This is a genomic window from Sporosarcina oncorhynchi (genome assembly GCF_033304615.1).
Lineage (GTDB): Bacteria > Bacillota > Bacilli > Bacillales_A > Planococcaceae > Sporosarcina > Sporosarcina oncorhynchi.
In genome coordinates this window covers 968,312-991,725 of record NZ_CP129118.1, presented here as the reverse complement: position 1 = coordinate 991,725, position 23,414 = coordinate 968,312, and the positions used below count along the sequence as shown (strand labels likewise).

The window sequence follows — 23,414 nt, the reverse complement described above, 5'->3', positions numbered from 1 at the left end:
TCCATAACTCCCCCGAAAAGTCCAAAGGCAACTACAAATCACTCCTCATCTTCCCCTTGGAAAAGCGTGCTCGATTCCTCCTCCACCCGCTTATCAATCCGCTTCTCGAACCATTTGCCGACAAGCCATAACAAAACGATGATGCCAAGCACAATTCCAGTCCGAATCGGTTGTGTCAGCAATGCCTTCAAATCATAGCCGATGAAACTAATTGTGAAAATCATCACGAGCTTCCCAGCCATGAGGACAATTAAATAACTTTTCTTCTTCATATTCGACAGACCTGCAACAAGATTTACGAGCGCGGAAGGTGTGAACGGAAAACAAATCAGGATGAACAGCGGGCCGAAGCCGTTCCGCTCCACCCAGCCAATAAGCTGTTGCACACGTTTATGTTTCGTCAGAAAACGCAAAAGTCGTTTCCTACCATACTTTCGAATAATTAAAAAAACGACATATGAACCCGCAACGGTCCCAACCCATGATAAGATAAATCCATACCATAAGCCATATGCTGCCGAATTTGCGAACACAAAAACGAACAACGGTAAAAAAGGCAAAAAAGATTCTATGAACGGTGGCAACAGACCAAAAAACGGCCCAAGCGCTTTATATTGCTCTGCCAACTCGATAATCTTATCAACACTCAACCAATCTTCCATACACATACACCCTTGTCATGTCAGCATTTGACGGTCTATTATTAATCGAACAAGCTATCCTTATGTACAAGCATTCCCTATAAGAATACCACCAAAACGGGAAAATATAGTATAATTTACAACCATACATATGAGAAAGATGTGACAACATGTACAAAAGTCAGTTTACTTCCGGTATCAAAGCCGGTTCCACAATAGCGATTGGTTATTTCCCTGTCGCACTCGCTTTCGGTCTGCTCGCTAAAACAACCGGACTGTCATTCATTGAAGCGACTGCTATGAGCATCTTCGTCTACGCCGGAGCCGCTCAATACATGACACTCAGTCTCATCAAACTGAACGTCGATCCCGTCACAATCGTCATCAATACGTTCGTCGTCAACATCCGACACTTTCTTATGACGGCTTCACTTAATGAAAAGATGCAACGTGCACCGAAAATCGTAAAAGCTGCCTATGCTTTCGGTATTACCGACGAGACGTTCTCTGTACTCGCAACACGCAAAGAGGACGAAAAAATCACATCTGCCTTTGCATTCGGTGTCGCAAGCATTGCCTATGGCAGCTGGGTTGCCTTCACCGCAATCGGTCATTTCGTCGGCGCCAATCTGCCCGAATTCCTGCAAATCGCCATGTCCATCGCGCTTTACGCCATGTTCATCGGTCTGCTTGTGCCATCAGCAAAAGGCAACCGAAAAGTCGTCATGCTTGCTGCTCTTGCAGCTGTCATCCATTGCCTCATCTATTTCACAGGACTCCTTCCGACCGGATGGGCGATACTCGTTGCGACACTCGGCTCATCGATTTTAATTGAAATCATCTATGCCAGACGGGGCAAAAATCCCGCAGCCTTTCAAATTGAAAAGGAGGTTGACTAATGGGACCAACATACTGGTGGATGCTATTCGGCATGGCACTCGTCACCTACATCCCTAGAATGATTCCGCTCACATTCCTGGACGGCAAAGAACTGCCACCCATCATTAGTGGCGTACTTAGCAACATTCCCTACGCCGTACTCGGAGCGCTCATCTTTCCCGCAATCCTCTTCGTCCAAGAAGGCAATATCTTATTCGGCATTATCGGAACGGTAACCGCATTCCTCATCGCCTATCTCGGCGGCGGCCTCATGCCCGTCGTCCTTGGAACAATCGGAGTGCTCGCCGTCTATAGCTTATTCATGTAAATGGAAACCGTCTCTCAGGCGGTTTTTCTTTTGTGTTAATCGCGTCATACAATCCGGATGCTACGCAACTACGAGCCACCCGCACCCATCAAAAAAACCGCCCCCTAAACGGAGCGGCATATCGTTCATTTATTCAACTTCCTCATGTTCATGTTCATGCTCTCTCGCCCTCTTCACCATACGCGTCGCGTACCAAAAGCCTACAGTGAGTGACAACGCATCCGCCACATACAATATCCATGTATGTGTATAGCCTGCATAAATCGAAGCGGCAATGAGCGCAATTGTCAAAACGAGTCCGACAATATGGTGGAATGTCACGCGCGTGAAAAAGACGACGAGTAACCCAGGAAGAATGAGTGCTAGCAGTAATTTTGTTTCCAATGTAGCGAGATCCATTTTGCTTAACTCCTTTTATGGCTTAACGGACGACAAGCAATCCTAACCGGTGGTGGTCATGACGGAATAACACTTGCTGCATGAGCCGGACTTCTCCGTCACGTCCGATTACTTGCAGACGACAATGTGCCGCGTTTACTTGAATAGCATCATACAATTCTTTTTCATTTGACACTTGGATTCCGTTCACACTTCGAATGCACTCGCCGGGTACGAGACCAAGTTTTGCCCCTGGCGACTCAGGCAAGATCCCCGCGATAACGACGCCTGCCGATTGAGGAGCTGCGATGAAACCACCTTTTCGTTCTTTAACCGCGACGATAATCGTCACCATCATTCTGCCAATAACGCCGATAACAAGTGCTACCCAGCCGACAATCGGCATCCACCATGCAAACGCTCCGAAAACGACAACGATTATACCAAGCGAACCGATTGCCTGTCCCATTTTCGGAAATAACAATTCGGGATAACTTGACCGTGCAACTTGTGAAAAGCCAATAATAAGCGGAACAGGCACAAAACTAAACGCCGTTGCACCTAGCGTAAATTGCGGCCAGTACGGGGCGAACGCTGTCATGAAATCACCCGGCACTAAGAAAACAACTGGCAATAACCAAAGGCGTTTTGACAGAAACGTAGCTGCCCGTAATCCACGATTCGTTTTCGTCAGAAACGGCGATGCATAAGCCGCCGCCTTCTTACGGACAAGATATCCTTCTGCAATTAGCAGCAAGCCTGCTATAACCGGAACCGTCAACGCTATTTCTCCAAACAGATCGACATCAGCCGGCGACCAGCCACGGAAATTGAAATCACCCGCAAACTGTTGCATTGCGTACAGTCCGAAGAAAGCAAGTGCCGCGAAATAAATCGGTGAGGCGGATTGATAATAAAATGTCATCATCGAAACAATTGCCAATGCTGATACAAGTACTAACCAACTTGCATCGACAGTGAGGCCAACTCCGGAAATCAGTACAGATAACACGAGTGCAGGTAACCACGATTCAGCCAGCACTCTTTTCATCTCCGTTAAACCGGGATGCAGACGAACATGAAAGCTTCGCCGCTCTCGCTTTACACGGAAATACCCAAGTCCGACCGCGGCGACTACCGCAACTAACCAGACTGGATTCAAGAAAAATAAAGCAACCGCTTTTACTAGATCCATCAGTACTTGTTCACTCATCACCCGGCACCATCCCATCCCGAAAGCTTATTTACTCTTCATTGTATCAAAAGAATGGGCTTGCGTGTGAGACAGCGCGTAATTTTTTCATACACTCTACTATTTGCCCACTAAAAAAATCCCCCGCTCGCGCAGGAGATCTAAAAATCTATCAAATGTCCATAACGTCTCACATAACTCCAAAACTGTCCGAAGAACTCCAAAACTCAATGTAAAACTCCAAATCCATTCGCAAAAGTCCAAAGCTCACTACAAAAGTCCATAACCGCACCCATACTCACTCCGTCAACAAATGATGCACATACCCAACCGCAACCTGCAGCTGCTTATCATTCGCCTGATCTTTCCTATACGCATCTACCTTCTCGCGCAATTTCGTGAAGAACTTCCGGTCCATAATACTGTCTATCTCCACTTTGTTCGCAACGCGGAAGTCATGGACAGCAAGAGCTGTCGATTCGTCGAAATAGCCGTCATCCCGTTGGACTGAATACCCAAGCCCCGCAAGCAGACGTTGCGCATAGGCGATATCATCATGATAATCCCCTGCTTTATAGACATCTGTTGTAAACCGGATATGTTCCGTGAACAGCTTCGCCTGCTCGCTAACCAGATCCGCATCCACTCCCTTACCGTGAATCCACGTCTCTTTCGGCGTCAGCCATTTATGAGTAGACAACTTCATTTCTCCACCATTGGACAATTCTGTCGTATCTTGGACAGTCCCTTTACCGAAGCTTTTCTGCCCAATAATAAAGCCGCGTCGTAAATCTTTAATCGCACCGCTGAGTACTTCACTAGCAGATGCACTGCCTTTGTCTTGCAATAACACGACAGGCATTTTTTTCAGTTTTTCATCAAACTTAAATTTCTCCGAAGGCTCCACGACAAGTGGTGTCAATTCACCTTTCGCATTTTGCATATACGCGAAAACCGTGTCATCTTGCAATAAACTCCCAGCCACTTCTCCGACCGCACGCAAATAGCCGCCAGGATTTCCTCTCACATCGATAACCAATGCCCTTGCACCTTCAGCAATCATTTTATCTGTTGCCTTTTTCCACTCTTCTGCCGTTTCATCGCCAAACATCGTCAGAGCTATGTAACCAAATTTTTCGCCCCTTACTTCCATCAGTTCAGCAGACACAGTCTTCACAGGGATGACTTCCCGTAGCACTTTCAATTCCAGGTGTTTATTCAGATCAGGTCGGTAGATGGTCATGGACAGCGCGCTACCTTCCTTCCCACGGATTTTCTTGACGACGTCCTGTAACGTCAATCCGCCAAGCGCTTCTCCGTTAATGCGAACGATTTCGTCATATGGCTGCAAACCCGCTTTCTCAGCCGGCGAGCCTTTAATCGGCGAGACAATAATGTAGCGGCCACTTGAGCGTGTAATTTCCGCTCCAATACCAACCCGTTCACCAGCGAGTGACTCCCGATGCGACACTGCTTCCTCTTCTGACAGATACGTTGAATACGGATCTCCAATTACATCAGCCATACCGCGTAGCGCACCTTCTACGAGCCTGTCCCCATCGATTGGGTACACCGCCTTTTCCTTGATGATGCTATACGCCTCATCGATGACCGGGAAAGTCTCCGACATCACTTTTCCTGCACTTTTTCCATCACCTGAAGAACATCCATCCAAAATCAGAAATACGCCTGTCGCCATAATAGCTAAAATGGCGAATACAAAAAACCGGCTTCTGCGCATCGATAACTTCCCTCCTCCATTTACTATATGAAGAGGGACAGTCTGTTACGACAACAGAAATCCGGCAATTATTAATATAAATCTTCGACCAATTGTTCCATAATCGATTCATCCATCGGCCCAACGATTTTTTGTGAAATCGTGCCGTCGGTATTCAACATAAATGTTGTCGGAATTGAGTACACCTGATAGGTATCTCCAACGATTCCCTGTTCATCCAGTGGAATCGTAAAAGTAAGTTCGTACGCATCAATAAATTCCTGAACAGCTTTCACACCGCGGTTTTCGCCAGTTGTCAAATTGACAGATAGAATTTCCACATTGTCTTTCTCAGCATTTTTTGAATAATATTTCTCCATATGTGGCATTTCCGCCTTACAAGGAGGACACCATGTCGCCCAGAAATTCAGCACGACTTTCTTTCCTTTTAAATCGGACAGTCTCACAGTCTCACCAGCGAGCGTGTTCAGTTCGAAATCAGGCGGCAGATTGCCTTGGAGAAGACCAACTTCTAACTCTTCATCCGCAGACGCTTCTCCACCTGTACCGACAATTATGCCTGTTGTATCGATGGGTTCAGGCTTATTCAAATTATTATTCACCATGATGGCGATCATCGAACCGATAACGAGTGCAGCTATAATATAGCCAATCACTTTTTTATTCACTGTAATTCCCCCGTTTTTCTAAAACAAATTTGGATTTTCTCGTAAACAAGACGATGAAGAACAAGCCGATTGCTAGCGTTACAATATGTGCGGGTTGGAAGACACCTTTCGGTTGCACAGCCGCGACAAATGTATGAGCCGCCATGACTAACCATGATAACTGGACGAACTGTTCACCGTCTTTCATTGCACTGATCCAAACAACAATAGCGACTGCGAGAAAGACAACGATAGTAATGATTTTCACGAAAGAACCGCCATTATTTAACACAGCCATCATGACTTGAAATAATGCCAATGCAACAACCGCTCCTGTGAATAAAACAACGAGTCCTTTCCCATCCAATTTTTCCTTACGCACATCCATCACTGTTCGAAACGCAACAAAAGCTAATCCGAGACAGAAACCAACGAACCCTCCATTAAAATAAACAATGGAAATTGGTGCATGGATAACAGTGTCAAATTGGGTAATGATGACAGATAATTTCCAGATAATAATGACATAAAACACGGCGTCACCAAATCGCTCCGCATGACTTTTGCCGAATTTCATCCGAATGCCAATATATGCCGCAACACACGCAACAATGAGCGCAATCCACGTCGACGGAATCGTAACACTCGCGATATGATAATAATTTGTTACTGGCATTGCACTCAAACTCCTTACTTCCATATACGGGCTATGGTATAGGATAAACGCTTTAATTGCTAGAAAAATGCACGCATGTAGGCAGGAATTTTCAATAGTCATTCAAATGTATGACATATTTATACGTTTCTAATCTATTAAGCTGTAAAAAAATCCGCCCTATAAAAGGACGGATTTCTTGGATTAATTAGAATGAAACATAACGTAAAGGGTTGACCGCACTTGGACCGGAATCTGTCCAGTTGCCAATATGCATTTCAAAATGCAAATGCGGACCGGTAGATGCTCCTGTATTACCTGTAGCCCCTATCCGACTGCCTTTGTCCACAACTTGTCCAACGCTAACATTGATAGAAGAAAGATGCGCATAAACAGTTGTGAACGTCTGACCATTATTATAATGACTGATCATAATAACATTGCCGTAGCCGCCCATTGTTCCTGCATAGTTAACTACGCCATCACCCGCAGCAACAACTGTCGTTCCAATTGGAGCCGCGATATCCGCCCCACGGTGTTGACGTGGGGTTTTATAGATTGGATGCATTCGCCAACCGAACGAAGATGAATAGCGTCCACTTGCAGGCTTTGTCCAGAAACCATTCGAGACTGCCGGTAGAGCACTTGGTCGATTCGATGCAGCTGCACGATCCGCTGCTTCTTTTGCTTTCCGCTTGCGTTCAGCTTCTTTGCGTTCGGCTTCTTTACGTGCAATTTCAGCAATTCGTTTCTGTTCAGCGATAACTTTCTTTTCAAGTGAAGCTTCGATTTCAACCGTTTCATGGAAGTCTTCTTCCAATTGACTCTTTTCTTTAGACAGACGATCCTGTTCTGCTTCCAATTGGTCGATGACTTTAGCTTTCTCGACTTTTTTCGATTCAAGATTCGCTTTTAATTTTTCAAGCTGTGCTTTTGAAGCTTCCAACTCTTCCAATTTCTTTTCGACGAGCGCCTTCTCCGTTTCAAGCTGTTCGATATCTTCTTTCTGCTTACGCATAATATCACGGTCTGCATCCATTAATGTTGACACAGCTGAGAAACGGTCAATGAAATCCGCAAAACTGTTCGCGCCAAGGAGCACGTCAATGTAACTTACTTGGCCGCCTTTTACTTGCATTGCCCGTACACGTTCACGAAGCACGACATCCCGTTCTTCAATCTTCTTTTCCAAAATTTCGATGGACTCACGCAGTTCAGCGATTTCATCATTCGTTTTGTTGATTTTATCGATAACACGGTTCATATTGGCATTTGTTTCTTCGATTTCTTTATTCAGCTTCGATATCTGATTAAGGAACTTTTGAATTTCCGTTTCAGTCGTCTTGATGGCGTTGTCTTTATTTTTAATAGACGTTTTCAAATTACTCTTTTTATCAGCATTCTGTTTCTGCTCTTTCTTCAGATCATTTAACGTGCTCGCCAATGCCCCCGTAGTACCGACTACGGAAGATAACAACAGGACGATGACGAAACTCGCCATGATTAATCTGCGTTTCTTCAATTTCTTGTTTCCCCCTTTATGCTAGTGCCGCAGGCTGGTTCATCAATAAATTGCCAGATACGGGGCTACAGCACCCCTTTTCGTTCTCAGGCAACGGATCAGACTCTAAGAAATTTCCGTACAGACATGAAGCTGCCCCATACACCGATGAACACCCCCATGAAAAGAAGAAGGGCATTTACTTGGAATATGAAAGGTGTAGCATTCAACAACTGGAATAATTCATTTTGCAATTTCGGTTCCCATTGGGAATACAGTTCGTAATAAGCGAACGATATGACACCCATTGGAATTAGCGAACCGAGCACGCCAAGCCAGATCCCTTCAAGTACAAACGGGATCCTAACAAAGCTATTCGTCGCACCAACAAGTTTCATAATTTCGATTTCACGGCCCCTCGCAACGATTGTCAGACGGATCGTATTAGAGATTAGGAACATGGCTGTGAACAATAATGCCAAAATAAGTGCCAATCCGATATTACGGCTCATTGTTAGCACATTGAACAGTTTTTCAATTTTACCTTCGCCGTAAACGACTTGGTAAATGTTATCGTATGTACTTATTTCTTCTGCCACTTCGGCGGTTTCATGTGGGTTAACCGCTTTCACATATAGCGCGTCCCCTAAAGGATTGCTCTGCTTATAAAGGTTCAATTCATCACCGAAAGAACTGATCATCTTGTCCAATTCTGCATCACGTGATGAATAAATGACTGTCGCGACACCAGGGGTTTCACGCACTTCATTTTCTAACTGCTTCACTTGTTCAATATCCGCCGCAGGATCCGTTATGACTTTGATTTCAACATCGTTCTCAATATTGTCAGCCAATTGGTTCAAGTTCATCATGATGACGATGAACACACCAACGAGTAATAATGTAACCGTTACAGCACTGACCGAGGCGAACGTCATCCAGCTGTTTCGGCCGAGACTCTTAAGGCTCTCTCTGAAGTGCCGCCCCAACGTCCTAGCTTTCATAGCCGTATACCCCTTCGTATTCGTCTCTCGTAATCATCCCGCCATCGACAACGATGACACGGTGCCTGATTGTATTGACGATTTCCTTATTATGCGTCGCCATGACAATTGTCGTGCCGCGCGAATTGATCTGTTCAAAAATATTCATAATATCCCAAGATGTATCGGGATCCAAGTTCCCAGTAGGTTCATCCGCGATGACGACCTTAGGCGAATTGACGATTGAGCGCGCGATGGATACACGTTGCTGTTCGCCACCTGATAATTCATTCGGGAACATTCTAGCCTTTTGTGTCAATCCGACAAGCGCAAGCACTTCGTTCACTTTCTTGCGGATTTGCTTAGGTGTTTCTTCGATAACTTCAAGCGCAAATGCGACGTTCTCGTAAACATTCAATTTCGGTAATAGTTTAAAATCCTGGAAGACGACACCAATCTGCCTTCTCAAGTACGGAACTCTCTTACTTCTTAACGTCGCAAGATTAATGCTGTTAATCATGATCGAGCCGCTTGTCGGGGTTTCTTCTCGGTACATCATTTTAATAAATGTAGACTTTCCCGCACCGCTCGGTCCAACGACATACACGAATTCGCCCCGGCCGATTTTGACATTGATGCCGTTTGCAGCAACAACCCCATTCGGGTATTTCTTGTAAACATCTTTCATCACAATCATTTAAAAACCACCTGAATATTATTGTATTCCTTATTTTTTTCACCGACAGACCCATTATAACACGACATGAGCCGCTAAGTATTACAGTTATGTATCAAATGGTTTGATGGGCTATTTTCGAATAACATTTATCGGTTTTTTCGACATAAGTCGATGGTATTCGACATTAGTGCAATTGTGATATGTGAGTTGGATTAAAATCGGAAGGGTGATGTGTAATGTTTTTGCAATATAGCAATTGGTAATCAAATCCAAGGGGGAAATTGGAAAGAAGAACGCGCAACTCAACGTAGAGCGAGCGTATCGAAAGGTAGAGGCTTCGCAACGAAACGTAGGGGCTTCGCAACGAAACGTAGAAGTCGCAACACAACGTAAACGCACCGGATCGAAACGTAGGACGGGCGTAACGAAACATAGAGGGTTCGTAACGAAACGTAGAGGCTTCGCAACGAAACATAGAAGTCGCAACACAACGTAAACGCACCGTATCGAAACGTAAGACGGGCGTAACGAAACGTAGAGGCTTCGCAAAGAAACGTAGAGCGGGCAACACAACGTAGACGCACCGTATCGAAACGTAAGACGGGCGTAACGAAACGTAGAGGCTTCGCAAAGAAACGTAGAGCGGGCAACACAACGTAGACGCACCGTATCGAAACGTAAGACGGGCGTAACGAAACGTAGGGGCTTCGCAACGAAACGTAGAACGCGCAACACAACGTAGACGCTCCGTATCGAAACGTAGGATGAGCGTATCGAAACATAGGGGCTTCGCAACGAAACGTAGAACGCGCAACACAACGTAAACGCCCCGTATCGAAACGTAGGACGGGCGTAACGAAACATAGAGGGTTCGTAACGAAACGTAGAGGCTTCGCAACGAAACGTAGAAGTCGCAACACAACGTAAACGCACCGTATCGAAACGTAGGACGGGCGTAACGAAACATAGAGGGTTCGTAACGAAACGTAGAGGCTTCGCAACGAAACGTAGAAGTCGCAACACAACGTAAACGCACCGTATCGAAACGTAAGACGGGCGTAACGAAACGTAGAGGCTTCGCAAAGAAACGTAGAGCGGGCAACACAACGTAGACGCACCGTATCGAAACGTAAGACGGGCGTAACGAAACGTAGGGGCTTCGCAACGAAACGTAGAACGCGCAACACAACGTAGACGCTCCGTATCGAAACGTAGGATGAGCGTATCGAAACATAGGGGCTTCGCAACGAAACGTAGAACGCGCAACACAACGTAAACGCCCCGTATCGAAACGTAGAGCGAGCGTATCGAAACATAGGGGCTTCGCAACGAAACGTAGAACGCGCAACACAACGTAGACGACCCGTATCGAAACGTAGAGCGAGCGTAACGAAACATAGGGGCTTCGCAACGAAACGTAGAACGTGCAACACAACGTAGACGCGCCGTATCGAAACGTAGAGCGAGCGCATCGAAACGTAGAACCCTCACAACAAAACACAAATCGTCCAACAAACATAAAAAAACGCAACAGGCATCTAGCGCCTATTGCGTTATTCAGTCAATCGAATTATTTCTTTTCAGACAACCATTTCGCTACTGCATCTAGATCGTCACCTTGGATAAGATTTCCTGGCATTCCGCCTGGTAGACCTTCTTCGATGATTGTGTGGATTTCAGATTCAGAAAGTTCAGCTCCGATGTTAGCTAGTGCTGGAGCATTTCCACGTCCTTCAAGGTTACCACCGTGACAAGTTGCACAGTTAGCCTGGTAGACTTTGTCTGCATCAATGCCGTTTGCTGAATCCCCTGCACCGGAATCAGTTGTTTTGTCGCCACCGCCGCCACATGCACCAAGTACAAGTGTCGCACCGAAGACAACTGCTAATAATTTGCTTTTCATGTTCGTTTCCTCCTGTCATTAAGTAATGTGCTACATCCCTTAGTATACCAAAGGAAAGGAAAGGTACACTGCTGAAGAAGGTAACCAATTTTATCAAATTGATGACAATTCGATAAAAAAATCCCTACTTAAGCAAACCTCTATCCGATAAACCTTTACACCTTACTATACACATATATATTTTTTTGAAACATCCAAAAGAAAAAAAGCACACCGAAGTGCGCTTTTTTTATCAATCAATACGTGATCGTAAAAAGGCATTGATGAATTGATCGATTTCGCCGTCCATAACTGCACCGACGTTTCCTGTTTCCTCATTCGTCCGGTGATCTTTTACCATGGAATAAGGGTGGAACACGTACGAACGGATCTGGCTTCCCCAACCGATTTCTTTCTGATCTCCACGGATTTCGAGAAGACGTGCTTCCTCTTCTTCGACGCGGATTTGATAAATTTTCGCTTTCAATAAATTGATGGCCCGCTCACGGTTTTTAATCTGTGAACGTTCCGTCTGACACGTAACAATCGCGCCGGTCGGAATATGCGTCATACGAACCGCTGAATCCGTCGTATTGACGTGCTGTCCACCCGCACCGCTTGAACGGTACGTATCGATTTTGACATCTTCCATCTTCAAATCGATATCGACATCGCCGTCAAATTCCGGCATTACTTCAATGGATGAGAATGACGTATGGCGTCTGCCCGATGAATCAAACGGAGAAATACGAACGAGACGATGTACGCCTTTTTCCGCTTTCAAATAACCGTATGCATTATGGCCTTTAATCGAAAGCGTAACGGATTTCACGCCAGCTTCGTCCCCTGCCTGATAGTCAAGTGTTTCCACTTTGAAGCCTTGGTGTTCAGACCAGCGTGTATACATCCGCAACAGCATAGATGCCCAGTCCTGTGATTCCGTACCACCAGCACCTGAATGAATTTCAAGCACAGCATTGTTGCGGTCATATTCGTCGCTCAATAGCATTTGCAAATCGAAGTCTTCCATCTTCTTCTTGAATTCCTTCAACTCTGCAAAAAGATCTTGTTGTAACTCTTCGTCATTCTCCTCGCGAAGAAGCTCCAACGTCATCTCCAGGTTTTCCTGTGCATCATTCAGCTCGTTATATTCGCCGACCGTATCTTTTAATGCATTTGATTCAGAAATGACTTTTTGGGCAGATTCCTGGCTATCCCAGAATCCCGGTTCCAGCATTACTTCGTCTAACTCTTGGATTCGTGCCTCTTTGTTTTCTAAGTCAAAGAGACCCCCTAAAGTCCGCTAATTTCTTAGCTGTTTTGTCGAGCTCGTTACGCACATCGGATAATTCCATCATAGTTGTTTCCTCCTGAGAATAAAGTGAAATTCCATCAGCTAAAACCGTTACGACGAATGGCTTTTGCGCCTACAAGCGAAGCGTTGGGAGCATCGAATATAGGCGACCACTGACGGAAAGTTTAGTACATGTTATCTTAACACGGCCGTCAATCTTTGCCGTGACAATTCTTATATTTCTTACCGCTGCCGCATGGACACGGATCGTTACGTCCAATATTAACTGCACGGCGCACCGGCTTTTTCGTCACTTTTTCACCGTCTTCTTTCGGGTTAACGGCTTGCCCTTTCGCGACTTCCTCACGCTCGAGGTTGTTGCGGATTTCAGCTTTCATGACATATTTCGACGCGTCATTTTCAATCGACGTCACCATTTCTTCGAACATCGCAAAGCCTTCAGACTGATAGGCCCGTAATGGGTCAGTCTGACCGTAAGCACGCAAATGTATTCCGTGACGCAATTGATCCATCGCATCGATATGATCGGTCCACTTCGAATCGATGGCACGGAGCAGAACGACTTTCTCGAATTCACGCATCCGCTCATCGGACATTTCAGCTTCCTTCTCATTATATCGTGCAATGACCGCTTCGTGAATCAATTTATTTAATTCCTCTTCCGATTTACCTTCCATCTCGGCAACCGTAATGACACCTTCAGGTAAAAGGTTCGCGCCAAGGAAGTCTTCAAGCCCCTTCAATTTCCATTCCTTATCCGTCTCATCAGGCGCATGCGTTGCTACAACGCGTGCAATGACATTTGTCAACATGCCTTCTAGCACTTCACGGATATTTTCAGAGCCCAATATTTCATTACGTTCTTTATAAATAATTTCGCGCTGTTGACGTAACACATCGTCATATTGAAGCAAACGTTTACGCGAGTCGAAGTTATTCCCTTCGACACGTTTCTGTGCCGATTCAACAGAACGCGAGACCATTTTTGACTGGATCGGTGTCGTATCATCCATGCCAAGTTTCGTCATCATGCCCTTCATCTGCTCAGAACCAAAACGGCGCATCAACTCATCTTCAAGAGACAAGTAGAACTGCGTCACGCCATCGTCTCCTTGACGACCTGAACGTCCACGCAACTGATTATCTATCCGGCGTGATTCATGACGTTCCGTACCGATGACCGCGAGTCCGCCGACATCTTGTACACCTTCACCAAGCTTGATGTCCGTACCACGACCTGCCATGTTCGTAGCGATCGTCACGGCACCTTTTTGTCCAGCACCTAATATAATTTCCGCTTCACGACCATGATTTTTCGCGTTCAATACATCATGCGGAATGCCGTATTTCTTCAAGAAATTCGAAATAATTTCTGACGTCTCGATTGCAACCGTACCAACAAGCACGGGCTGCCCCTTCTTATGACGTTCTCTGATATCTTCAGCAACCGCTTTATATTTACCTTCCATTGATGAATAAATCAAATCCGGACGGTCGTCACGAGCAATTGGACGGTTCGTCGGAATAGCGATGACATTCATATTGTAAATATTGCGGAACTCTTCCTCTTCCGTCTTCGCCGTACCCGTCATACCGGATAACTTGTCATACATCCGGAAGAAGTTCTGGAAAGTGATTGTTGCAAGTGTCATCGTTTCATTCTGAACTTCCAGGCCTTCTTTCGCTTCGATAGCCTGGTGCAAACCGTCGCTGTAACGACGACCTTTCATTAAACGCCCAGTGAATGAATCGACGATCACCACTTCGCCCTCTTGGACGACATAATCGACATCGATATGCATACTCGCATGCGCTTTCAATGATTGGTTAATGGCATGGTTCAACGTGACATGCTTCAAATCAAACAAGTTATCGATGCTGAACGCTTTCTCCGCTTTCTCAATTCCCGCTTCTGTCAGCACGACGCCTTTTGTTGATTCATCATACGAATAATCGTCTTCCTTTTTCATCGTCATGACGAATCGGTTCGCCAGACGGTAAAGCTCTGCCGATTTCGCAGCCTGTCCAGAAATGATAAGTGGTGTCCGTGCTTCATCAATCAAAATGGAGTCGACTTCGTCAATGACTGCATAATGCAATGGTCGTTGCACTTTATGCTCTTCGTAGAGCACCATATTGTCACGCAAGTAATCAAACCCGAGTTCATTGTTCGTCGTATACGTAATATCCGCTGCATACGCTTCACGCTTTTCTTCTTTCGATAGACTGTTCAAGTTCAGGCCAACATTCATGCCAAGGAATTCGAATAACTCGCTCATTTCCGTTGCGTCACGGCTCGCCAAGTATTCGTTGACCGTCACGACATGGACGCCTTTACCTTCAAGCGCATTCAAATAAACCGACAGCGTCGACGTCAGCGTCTTCCCTTCACCGGTCTTCATTTCCGCGATATTCCCTTCATGCAAAGCCGCTGCACCCATCAACTGGACGCGGAATGGGTACATGCCGAGAACACGTCGTGAAGCTTCTCGTACGACTGCAAACGCTTCATGTTGTATATCATCCAACGTCTCGCCATTGGCTACACGATCCTGGAGTTCAGCTGTTTTGGCTTTCAGCTGTTCATCCGCCAGCTGCTCCATTTCGGTGCTTAATGCCTCGACCTTGTCTGCAATTTTCTCTAGACGTTTCAAATCTCTTTTATTCGGATCAAACATTTTATTCAATACGCCAAGCATATAAGTCACATCCTCATTAAGTTCACCCTTCATTTTACCATTGTAAAAAGCGCGGTGCAAATAGTCGGTGCCTTTTATCGATGAAAAGATGAGATTTTTTGGATAAAAAGAAGAAATGCATCCAAAATAAATAAAACCCCCGGATTTCTCCGGGGGATGTACCTTAAATTGATTCAGTTTCGATTAGACCATATTTACCGTCTTTACGTTTGTAGACGATATGTGTACCGTCAGATTCAGCATCTGTGAAGATGAAGAAGTTGTGTCCAAGCATATTCATCTGCAGAATCGCTTCTTCCTGATCCATCGGCTTCAAGTCAAACTGCTTCGTACGGACAACTTCAAACTCGCTGTCATCATTCGGCGTGTCTTCCTGACTGCTCATTTCCTTTTCAACAGACTGAAGGAAAGCTGCAACGCCTTCACGCTCGCGGAACTTGCGATTCACTCTCGTTTTGTATTTACGAATTTGACGTTCGAGCTTATCGACGATTAAATCAACAGCTGCATACATGTCATCGTGACGCTCTTCAGCACGAAGTGTCAAATTTTTCATTGGAATTGTAACTTCCACTTTCGTCTGTCGGTCGTTATACACTTTCAAGTTTACGTGGGCAGTAGCATTAGCGCCCTCTGTGAAGTACCTTTCGAGTTTTTGGACTTTCTTCTCGACGTACTCACGAATTGCTGGAGTTACCTCAAGGTTTTCCCCTCGGATGTTAAAATCTAGCATATGAACTCCTCCTTTAATTAACCGATACTGTCTTCTTCTACAAATCTATTTCAATCTCCTTCTTTTATTCGAAGGAAAATTAAAATCTTGTCGAAATGTGACGAATAAATCACGTTAGTTCAATTCAGTTTCACTTGCCAGCCTTCTCTTCCGCTTCGCGTTGCCTGCGCAATTTTAATTCGCCGACAATCAATTTCTCAATGGAAGGATCTTCAATGAAATCGATTCCGTATTGAAATCCATCGGAAACCGGTTTCTTCCATGCAATCTCACCTTCAATTGTCAATGGTTGTTCAAATAGCGTAAAAATGAGTCGCAATTGTAGTGGTCCCCGCGTTTCGGGTAGATTGAATTCGGTAGACACTTTCGTGCCGCCCGGACTAATATCCAGCAGGTTGCATGTTCCAGGATTCGATTCGCCTGAGCCATCTGTCAATAAAACCTGTAACGTGGCTTCCAGTTGATGGTCAAATTCATACCTGAAATATTCATGACGCTTGTACTGCATTGCTCCCACCTCACATTATTCCTTTTCTTGCTTTAAGTATACCAAACACAACCAGTTTTATCGAACTTCAGCCAATGCTTTCGTTCGTTTGATTGTGCCTTCAAGTGTCTGAACGATTTGCTCGTTATCCGCAACTGTCGTATGCACTGTCGCATTCACTTCTTCAAGCGATGCACTCGACTGCGATAGCAAATCTGCAAAGGTTCCGGTCATTTCCCCGATATCGGCTGTTTCATCCGCAATGACAATCATTTTGGATTCGAACAGTTCGAATTTTGCATGCAGGCCACTTAACGTCCTATGCATATTGTCTACCCTACTTTCCGCTTCCGCAGTCATCTCACCTTGTTTTTTCAATTTTCCGGTACTTGCCAATAAATTAGTCCGGGATTGGTCGTTCATCCTGTTTACATCATTCAAATTACTATTAATTTTCGCCAACGTTTCTGCAGTCATATTTGCAAGTTTCCGAATTTCTTCTGCTACGACTGCAAAACCTTTTCCGTGTACGCCTGCACGTGCGGCCTCAATAGAAGCATTCAAAGCTAATAAATTCGTCTGTTCTGTAATGGTCGCGATCGATGTCGCAAGTGCATTCGTCTGCTCGATGTTTTGCGTTAAAGCCCCAAATGAGCCGCTCAACTCTGATAACAGCTCCTCGACTTCGACCATGCCCATCCGGGAATTGCGCATTAGACCAACAATCTTTTCGGAGCCTGTCCGCAGTTCATCCGCTTCGGTATACATTAACTTGACATCATCTCTCAACTTGGCTGCATCCGCACGGGCACTTTCAGCATTGTGCGCAATTTTTCCGATTTGAGCGGCTTCCTGTTCATCACCTGTGGCAAGTGCATCCATAATGCCAAGAAGTTCTTTCTGGGAATCCAGATGACGTTCTGCCGTATAACCGATTGTGCTTAAATCTTCAGCGACATGCTCAACTTCTGCCGTCAAGTTACTATGTTTTTGCTCTTCCTTGATGGCCCGCTCCACTTGCTCCTGCGTGGAGCTGTTCACTTGCGCTTCAAGTTTCCTTGTCTGTCTAATTTGGATGAGTAAACCAACACCTAATAGAACAAGCGGCAATACTAGGGATCCCTTGCTGGATGCAATTTGTTCCTGATACGGATACCTTGTTAGAAACACGAAAATGACACCCATGGAAAGTACGAATCCATAAGAAAGAACCCCTACGGAAGCATGTACACTCGCTATCCCTAAAATGAAGAAAGCAATACCTGCGGTGGCAATCGATGGATCACCAAAAACTCCATTAAAAATAGCAGCTCCTGCGGTGAATGCAAGAATGATATAGGGAAATGTTTTCTCGAAAATCAACAGTTTCTTTGCTAAAGCATAAAAAACGACGGACGTAATAACTGGAATCATCATACTAATTGACTTCATCATTCCTTGACCCGTTGCGAAATAGAAAATTGTGCCGATTAAACAAGATCCCCCAAGCGTGAGAAACAGAATAAAGTTTTTCTTCGCAAATTGCTCGTGCATTAGTTTTTCCACATGTACTTGTTGCATTTGTAAGCCCCCTTTGTAAATAAACAATCTCATCCTATTTATCTATAAATTCAGTGTACCATTAATAGTAAATTAGTACAGGTACTTTAGTCACTTTTGTGAATAGTCATTCACCTATGAATGATAAAAAAACCGACCATTGATTGGCCGGCTCACTTATTGTTTCGTATCGTAAAAAGTACCGTCGCGCGCCACTTTACCATAAGGATTCATATACGTTTTCACATGTTCTTTTTTAGACTTGGAATCATTTATATTCGTACGAATCAAGTTCATATACGCATCAAGGGATTGAACGACCTGCTTTTCAAGCAGCACAAGTTGCTTTCCCAATACTTCCTCTTCAGGCGTGAAGGGGGCTTGAATCTCCTGTTGCAACTGATCACGTTCATCAAGCATGCCATCGATTTTTTCGATAATAGCATCCCGTTGCTCTTCATCTGTCTGTTTGGTAGCCGTCAACAACTGCTGAACGATTTCATACCAACGGACTAAAGCGGGGCGAATCATACTTCATCCATATTCCCGTACATTTTTGTGCGGTTGATTTGAATCACTTGCTTCCATGTATCGCGGAATTCCGTAATAATTTCTGACGCTTCATCATATAGGCCCGCATCGCCTTTAATGTTGCCATCCAGCAAACGGTTATTGACGAATTCATAAAGAATCATCATCTCTTTGGATACAGCTTGGGACTGATCCAACGTAACCATCAGTTCAGTGACAATTGCTTGTGCTTTTTGTGTGTAGGTATTCTTTTCTTCAATACTGCCTTGTTCCAAAGCGCGTTTCGCCTGTTGGATGAATTTCAAGCATCCGTTATATAACATGAGCGTCAACTCGCCAGGAGTCGACGTATTCACCGAGTTATTCTGGTACGTTGCATAAGGGTTGTTTATTGCCATTAGTTGCATATCTCCTTTTTATGGATTGCTGCGACCGGTTCGAGTCTTACATTCCGCCGCCTAAAGCACTCATAAGACTTGCAGATTGAGCGTTTGCACGTTGAATTGCGTTTTCCATTGCTGTGAACTGTTTCCAATAACGATTTTCCGTCACTTTCAAACGTTCTTCGAAGCGTTCGATTTGTTTCTCAAAGCCTTTCATCGTACGACCAAGTGTGAAGCTGTCGCTGACAGATCCCGTACTACCGGCTTTAGTAGAGATGACTTTATTTGTTTCATCGATTGTCTTACGGAATTGGATAGCGATTCCGCCTTTTTCTGTGTCACTAGCCGACTTGGTAAATATATCAGATACCATATTCGGATTTTCTGAAATAGCTTTTCGTAATTCAGTTTCATTAATTTCAAGCTTACCATTCTCTTTGAAATCTTTGATTGGTGTGATACCAATATCTTTTAATGAGTATTCAGTTCCATCTGTTTTCTCACTCATCATCTGACGCATTTTTGTCAGCATACTAGCAATCGTAGGATCATTGCGGAGCGTACCACTCATTGCCTTCTCTTCCCAAAGCTCAATCTCTTTTTCTTTCATATCTTTCTTTTGCTCATCGGAAAGCGGCTGGAAGTTACGGTAAACAGGTTCTTTAATTTTCGCATGCAACTCTTCAATCATCTTGTTGTAATCGTCAACAAATTTGACGACGGACTCCATGACTTTGTCGACGTCTGGAGCGGAGTTGAATGTTACCGGGCCAGAGTTAGCTTGTTTAAGGTTAATTTCGAAACCATTGATTGTGAATGTGTTTGAAGAACGTTCTGTTGTAAGTCCGTTAAAAGTAAATATCGCATCGCTACCTGATTGGCTATTTCCAGGAGTTATTGCAGCGTCAAGTTTTAGACCAGCAGCTAAGTCATTTAAACCGCCCTGACCGCCAACAATCTCAATATTTCCTGCTCCAGTATTTTTTGCACTAACCGCAATTTTACCACTACCAGAGTCAAAAAATGCCGATACACCTGTTTTCTTATTTATATCTGCTAAAACTGACTTCAACGTTGCTGAGTCTTCGAATTCTAAGTTTACTGCCTCTTTAGTGCCTGGGGCATTTATTGATATAGCAGACTTCCCATCAATACCCAGGTCTTTTAGCGTTGCATTTTCAAATTCTGTTGCCGTGAACTCTTTTCCATTAACCACGATTCTTTTATCCGTTTCACTTACAAAGAATGAATTTCCTTGTCTGGCAGCTTGTGTAGCCAATTTCGTAACTTCAATCGACCCAGAAAACTCCCCAGTAGCACTAGTAGCCTTAATCCCCACAGCATCCGGATTTGAGATATTCATCGTCTTTTGCATAAATGTAGCCTGTTTACCAACCGTATCCGTAACTTTATAGCCTGTGTCTCTTAGATTGCGGTTCGTTTTGCGATAATCATCGAGTTGCCATTGGAGGTATTGTTTTTTCTGTGTGATTTTATCTAATGGTATACGATGTGCCTGCATCATATCTTTAATGATATTTTCTGTATCCATTCCTGTTGCTAATCCGCCTATGCGCATAGTTATTCGTCCTCCTTAGATTTTACGATCGATGAGTAGTCCGACAAATTCCTTCATGGCTGCATGGATGTCCATCAGTTTCTTTGATGGAATTTCTCGGACGACTTCGTTTGTAGTTGAGTCTACGATTGCTACGTAATATTCGTTTAGTTCATCATGTAATTTGAAACGTAGTTGTGTGTTGACGCTTTCCAAGAACTTATTCATACTATCGGTCATCTGTTTCGCTTTTTCAACCGGCAGCTGTTTTTCTTCCCCTTGTTGCGTCTGCTGTTGCGTTTGCGTTGTCACAGGTTTTATTTCTGCAACAACAAACTCGTTAACAGGTGCCGCGCTTTCACTGCTTCCGCTAATTTGCGGTGAAGCCGTGTTTCCCCCGATGCGTCCAACCATAATCCCAAACCTCCCTGTAATTGAGAACTCCGTTATGTTTATTATCGGCTTGTCAATAGCGGAGTTAAGGAAAAGTGGAAAAATTTCCGTTAGGAATGAATCACTATTCAATTTTCATTCTTTTTTCATTACTATTTACTATAAATTACCAAACTATTAATCCGAAGTAATAAAGTTATTACAAACGTTTATATAGTACTAAACACTCCTTTCATTTTACCGAAGTTAATAATAGTACAACATATAAAACGGAAGGAAGTGTATGTATATGTTTAAATCTATACGGACAAAGATAATTCTTACAACAGTCGTACTATTTCTAATAGGTATTTCCTTAATGGCATTTATGACGAACGACCAAGTGAAGAAACGTTCACTTGAACGTGTCGTCAACATGAGCCAAGCGACAGCTGAACAAACAGCGGTGTCGATTGAAAACTTCTTCGAACAATACTCGACGGGAATCGAACTTTTTTCTAAGTCTGAAAAACTTCCTGATTACACTGGTCAAAAGTCGAACAGTCCCCAGGAAAAAGCTCTGTCTGCAGAACTTGAAGAGTTCCTGAAAATTTACCCTGAAGCCTCAGGCGTATTTTATTCTACAGCGACCAATCATACTGTCATTTCCCCTTCTGCTGATGTCACGGGCCTTGATGCTTTAGCGAGGGAATGGTATATAAACGCCAAATCATCGCCTGACCAAGTTCAATGGTCCCAACCTTACATCGATCATACGACAGGCGAATTTGTTATAACCGCATCTAAAGCAGTCATTAAAAATGGAAAGCTCATCGGTGTTGTCGGTGTAGATGTTCTCCTAACAAAGTTGACTAGTGAACTAAACGCCAACGCACTACCTTTTGATGGCTATACAATTCTAATTAACGATACTGGCTTGGCATTAGCCCATCCGTTACATAATGGAGAAGATATGTTGCAGTTCCCTCATATCCAGAAAATTTTCGAGAATGAAAAAGGGTATGTAGAATTCGATGAAGATGGTACAACGAAAATTGATGTATATACAACTTTACCCGATTTCGGATGGAAAGTAGCAGCTGTCTATGAGAAAGACAAGCTAATGGGTATGGCCTCTCAAATTCGTAATTCAATGCTGATTATTTCATTGATTACGCTCGTTGTCATTACAGCAACAATGTATTACGTCATCTCCCGACTGATTAAACCGATTGGAACACTGAAGAGTCTCATGGATTCAGTTGCGACTGGTGATTTAACAGTCCATTCGGATATTAAAACAAACGACGAGATTGGTCAGCTTGGTGATAACTTTAATAAAATGATTACCAATATGAAAGGGATTATTGCGGTAGTTAGTGAATCCGCCGTTAACGTCCGCACCAACTCTGAAAACTTGAGCGCTGTCGCGGAAGAAACAAATGCATCTAGCTCACAAGTTGCCCATGCGGTGACAGAAATTGCTGAAGGTGCCTCACAATCCGCTGAAGACTCAGAGAACGTTGCCGAAATGACAGAACAGCTCGGCGATCAGATTAATGATATGAACAGCAAGGCGGATCATATGTCCGATATCGCGAAACGGACAAGTTCAATGAACGCATCTAGTCAGAAACAGATGACGGAATTGAAAGAGACATTTACCACTTCCGGTTCAAAATTAAGATCGATGAGCGAAGCGATTATAGTGCTTAGCGATAAAGTCAAAGCGATTGGCAGTGTTATGGAGACAATCACGGAAATTTCTGCCCAGACGAATCTCCTTGCATTGAACGCTAGTATCGAAGCAGCTCGCGCAGGTGAACACGGCAAAGGATTTGCGGTCGTCGCCGATGAAGTCCGAAAGCTTGCGGAACAATCAGCGAATGCTACGGAAGACGTAAAGTTGACTGTGCTAGAATTGCAGGAGGAATCTAAACTTGTTACAACCGAGATGAATGAAACGATTGACACTTTCCGTACGCAAGGAGATGTCGTTGAAGAGACAGAAGCATCATTTGCAGAACTATCCAGTCTAATGAATGAGATGCAGTCGTCCATCAATGCAATCATTACGGAAATTACACATGTGACACAGAATAAAGATGACGTCGCAATGATTGTTCGGACGATGGCAGCAACATCACAACAGACGGCAGCTGCCTGTGAAGAAGTGAGTGCCTCCACTGAGGAACAATTACGCGCAATCCAATCGGTGACGGAAGCAGCAGAAACACTAACTGATTTGAGTGAAGAACTGACAAGCACAATCAATCAATTCAAGATATAAA

Annotated in this window: 22 protein-coding genes; 3 read left to right on the top strand and 19 right to left on the bottom strand. The window is 44.3% G+C overall.

Annotated features, from left to right (window positions below; all coding sequences use genetic code 11):
• Positions 1-38: 38 nt before the first annotated feature.
• The gene (locus QWT69_RS04590; protein WP_317969437.1) at positions 39-662 is read right to left on the bottom strand and encodes a TVP38/TMEM64 family protein; all 624 of its coding nucleotides are present in this window, start codon (positions 660-662) and stop codon (positions 39-41) included.
• Positions 663-811: 149 nt separating this feature from the next.
• Between QWT69_RS04590 and QWT69_RS04585 the strand changes: the two genes are divergently transcribed.
• Positions 812-1,540: an AzlC family ABC transporter permease gene (locus QWT69_RS04585; protein ID WP_317969435.1), complete on the top strand. Its 729-nt coding sequence runs from the start codon at positions 812-814 to the stop codon at positions 1,538-1,540.
• Positions 1,540-1,848 (top strand): AzlD domain-containing protein, encoded by a 309-nt coding sequence (locus QWT69_RS04580; RefSeq protein WP_317969433.1) that lies wholly within the window; start codon positions 1,540-1,542, stop codon positions 1,846-1,848. The genes QWT69_RS04585 and QWT69_RS04580 overlap by 1 nt, the downstream gene beginning before the upstream one ends.
• 129 nt (positions 1,849-1,977) lie before the next feature.
• Here the strand turns inward: QWT69_RS04580 and QWT69_RS04575 are convergent, their stop codons facing one another.
• The 18 genes from QWT69_RS04575 to flaG form a co-directional block, all read right to left on the bottom strand.
• Positions 1,978-2,247 carry a DUF2198 family protein gene (locus QWT69_RS04575; protein WP_317969431.1) on the bottom strand — a complete coding sequence of 90 codons (270 nt, stop codon included), beginning with the start codon at positions 2,245-2,247 and terminating at the stop codon, positions 1,978-1,980.
• 22 nt (positions 2,248-2,269) lie between these two features.
• Positions 2,270-3,439 (bottom strand): PDZ domain-containing protein, encoded by a 1,170-nt coding sequence (locus QWT69_RS04570; protein WP_317969429.1) that lies wholly within the window; start codon positions 3,437-3,439, stop codon positions 2,270-2,272.
• Between the two features lie 277 nt (positions 3,440-3,716).
• Positions 3,717-5,159 carry a S41 family peptidase gene (locus QWT69_RS04565; RefSeq protein ID WP_317969427.1) on the bottom strand — a complete coding sequence of 481 codons (1,443 nt, stop codon included), beginning with the start codon at positions 5,157-5,159 and terminating at the stop codon, positions 3,717-3,719.
• 71 nt (positions 5,160-5,230) lie between these two features.
• The gene (locus tag QWT69_RS04560; RefSeq protein ID WP_317969425.1) at positions 5,231-5,827 is read right to left on the bottom strand and encodes a peroxiredoxin family protein; all 597 of its coding nucleotides are present in this window, start codon (positions 5,825-5,827) and stop codon (positions 5,231-5,233) included.
• A complete protein-coding gene (locus QWT69_RS04555; protein WP_317969423.1) occupies positions 5,820-6,482 on the bottom strand; it encodes a hypothetical protein in 663 nt (220 codons plus the stop codon). Before QWT69_RS04555 ends, QWT69_RS04560 begins: the two co-directional genes overlap by 8 nt.
• 187 nt (positions 6,483-6,669) lie before the next feature.
• Positions 6,670-7,983 (bottom strand): murein hydrolase activator EnvC family protein, encoded by a 1,314-nt coding sequence (locus tag QWT69_RS04550; protein ID WP_317969421.1) that lies wholly within the window; start codon positions 7,981-7,983, stop codon positions 6,670-6,672.
• 98 nt (positions 7,984-8,081) lie between these two features.
• Positions 8,082-8,966, bottom strand: a complete 885-nt coding sequence (gene ftsX / locus QWT69_RS04545; RefSeq protein ID WP_317969419.1) for a permease-like cell division protein FtsX — start codon at positions 8,964-8,966, stop codon at positions 8,082-8,084.
• Entirely contained in the window at positions 8,956-9,642 is a 687-nt protein-coding gene (ftsE, locus tag QWT69_RS04540; RefSeq protein WP_317969412.1) for a cell division ATP-binding protein FtsE, read from the bottom strand. The genes ftsX and ftsE overlap by 11 nt, the downstream gene beginning before the upstream one ends.
• 1,552 nt (positions 9,643-11,194) lie before the next feature.
• Positions 11,195-11,527: a cytochrome c551 gene (cccB, locus tag QWT69_RS04535; RefSeq protein ID WP_317969409.1), complete on the bottom strand. Its 333-nt coding sequence runs from the start codon at positions 11,525-11,527 to the stop codon at positions 11,195-11,197.
• Positions 11,528-11,759: 232 nt separating this feature from the next.
• A protein-coding gene (gene prfB / locus QWT69_RS04530) for a peptide chain release factor 2 (RefSeq protein ID WP_317970906.1) occupies positions 11,760-12,861 on the bottom strand; the annotation gives its coding sequence in 2 pieces (ribosomal slippage) (positions 11,760-12,788 and positions 12,790-12,861; 1,101 coding nt in all).
• Positions 12,862-13,012: 151 nt separating this feature from the next.
• A complete protein-coding gene (gene secA, locus QWT69_RS04525) occupies positions 13,013-15,520 on the bottom strand; it encodes a preprotein translocase subunit SecA (RefSeq protein WP_317969408.1) in 2,508 nt (835 codons plus the stop codon).
• Positions 15,521-15,683: 163 nt separating this feature from the next.
• Entirely contained in the window at positions 15,684-16,253 is a 570-nt protein-coding gene (gene hpf / locus QWT69_RS04520) for a ribosome hibernation-promoting factor, HPF/YfiA family (RefSeq protein WP_317969407.1), read from the bottom strand.
• Between the two features lie 130 nt (positions 16,254-16,383).
• The gene (locus tag QWT69_RS04515; protein WP_317969405.1) at positions 16,384-16,761 is read right to left on the bottom strand and encodes a PilZ domain-containing protein; all 378 of its coding nucleotides are present in this window, start codon (positions 16,759-16,761) and stop codon (positions 16,384-16,386) included.
• Positions 16,762-16,818: 57 nt separating this feature from the next.
• The gene (locus QWT69_RS04510; RefSeq protein WP_317969403.1) at positions 16,819-18,300 is read right to left on the bottom strand and encodes a methyl-accepting chemotaxis protein; all 1,482 of its coding nucleotides are present in this window, start codon (positions 18,298-18,300) and stop codon (positions 16,819-16,821) included.
• A gap of 156 nt (positions 18,301-18,456) precedes the next feature.
• On the bottom strand, positions 18,457-18,810 hold the full coding sequence (gene fliT, locus QWT69_RS04505; protein ID WP_317969401.1) for a flagellar protein FliT: 354 nt from the start codon (positions 18,808-18,810) through the stop codon (positions 18,457-18,459).
• Positions 18,807-19,208 (bottom strand): flagellar export chaperone FliS, encoded by a 402-nt coding sequence (gene fliS, locus QWT69_RS04500; RefSeq protein WP_317969399.1) that lies wholly within the window; start codon positions 19,206-19,208, stop codon positions 18,807-18,809. The genes fliT and fliS overlap by 4 nt, the downstream gene beginning before the upstream one ends.
• A gap of 46 nt (positions 19,209-19,254) precedes the next feature.
• The gene (fliD, locus tag QWT69_RS04495; protein WP_317969397.1) at positions 19,255-20,772 is read right to left on the bottom strand and encodes a flagellar filament capping protein FliD; all 1,518 of its coding nucleotides are present in this window, start codon (positions 20,770-20,772) and stop codon (positions 19,255-19,257) included.
• Between the two features lie 15 nt (positions 20,773-20,787).
• Complete coding sequence (gene flaG / locus QWT69_RS04490) at positions 20,788-21,165, bottom strand: flagellar protein FlaG (protein ID WP_317969395.1); 378 nt, start codon at positions 21,163-21,165, stop codon at positions 20,788-20,790.
• A 268-nt stretch (positions 21,166-21,433) separates the two neighbouring features.
• On the opposite strand from flaG, the gene QWT69_RS04485 reads away from it, so the two are divergent.
• Positions 21,434-23,413: a methyl-accepting chemotaxis protein gene (locus QWT69_RS04485; RefSeq protein WP_317969393.1), complete on the top strand. Its 1,980-nt coding sequence runs from the start codon at positions 21,434-21,436 to the stop codon at positions 23,411-23,413.
• Position 23,414 lies beyond the last annotated feature (1 nt).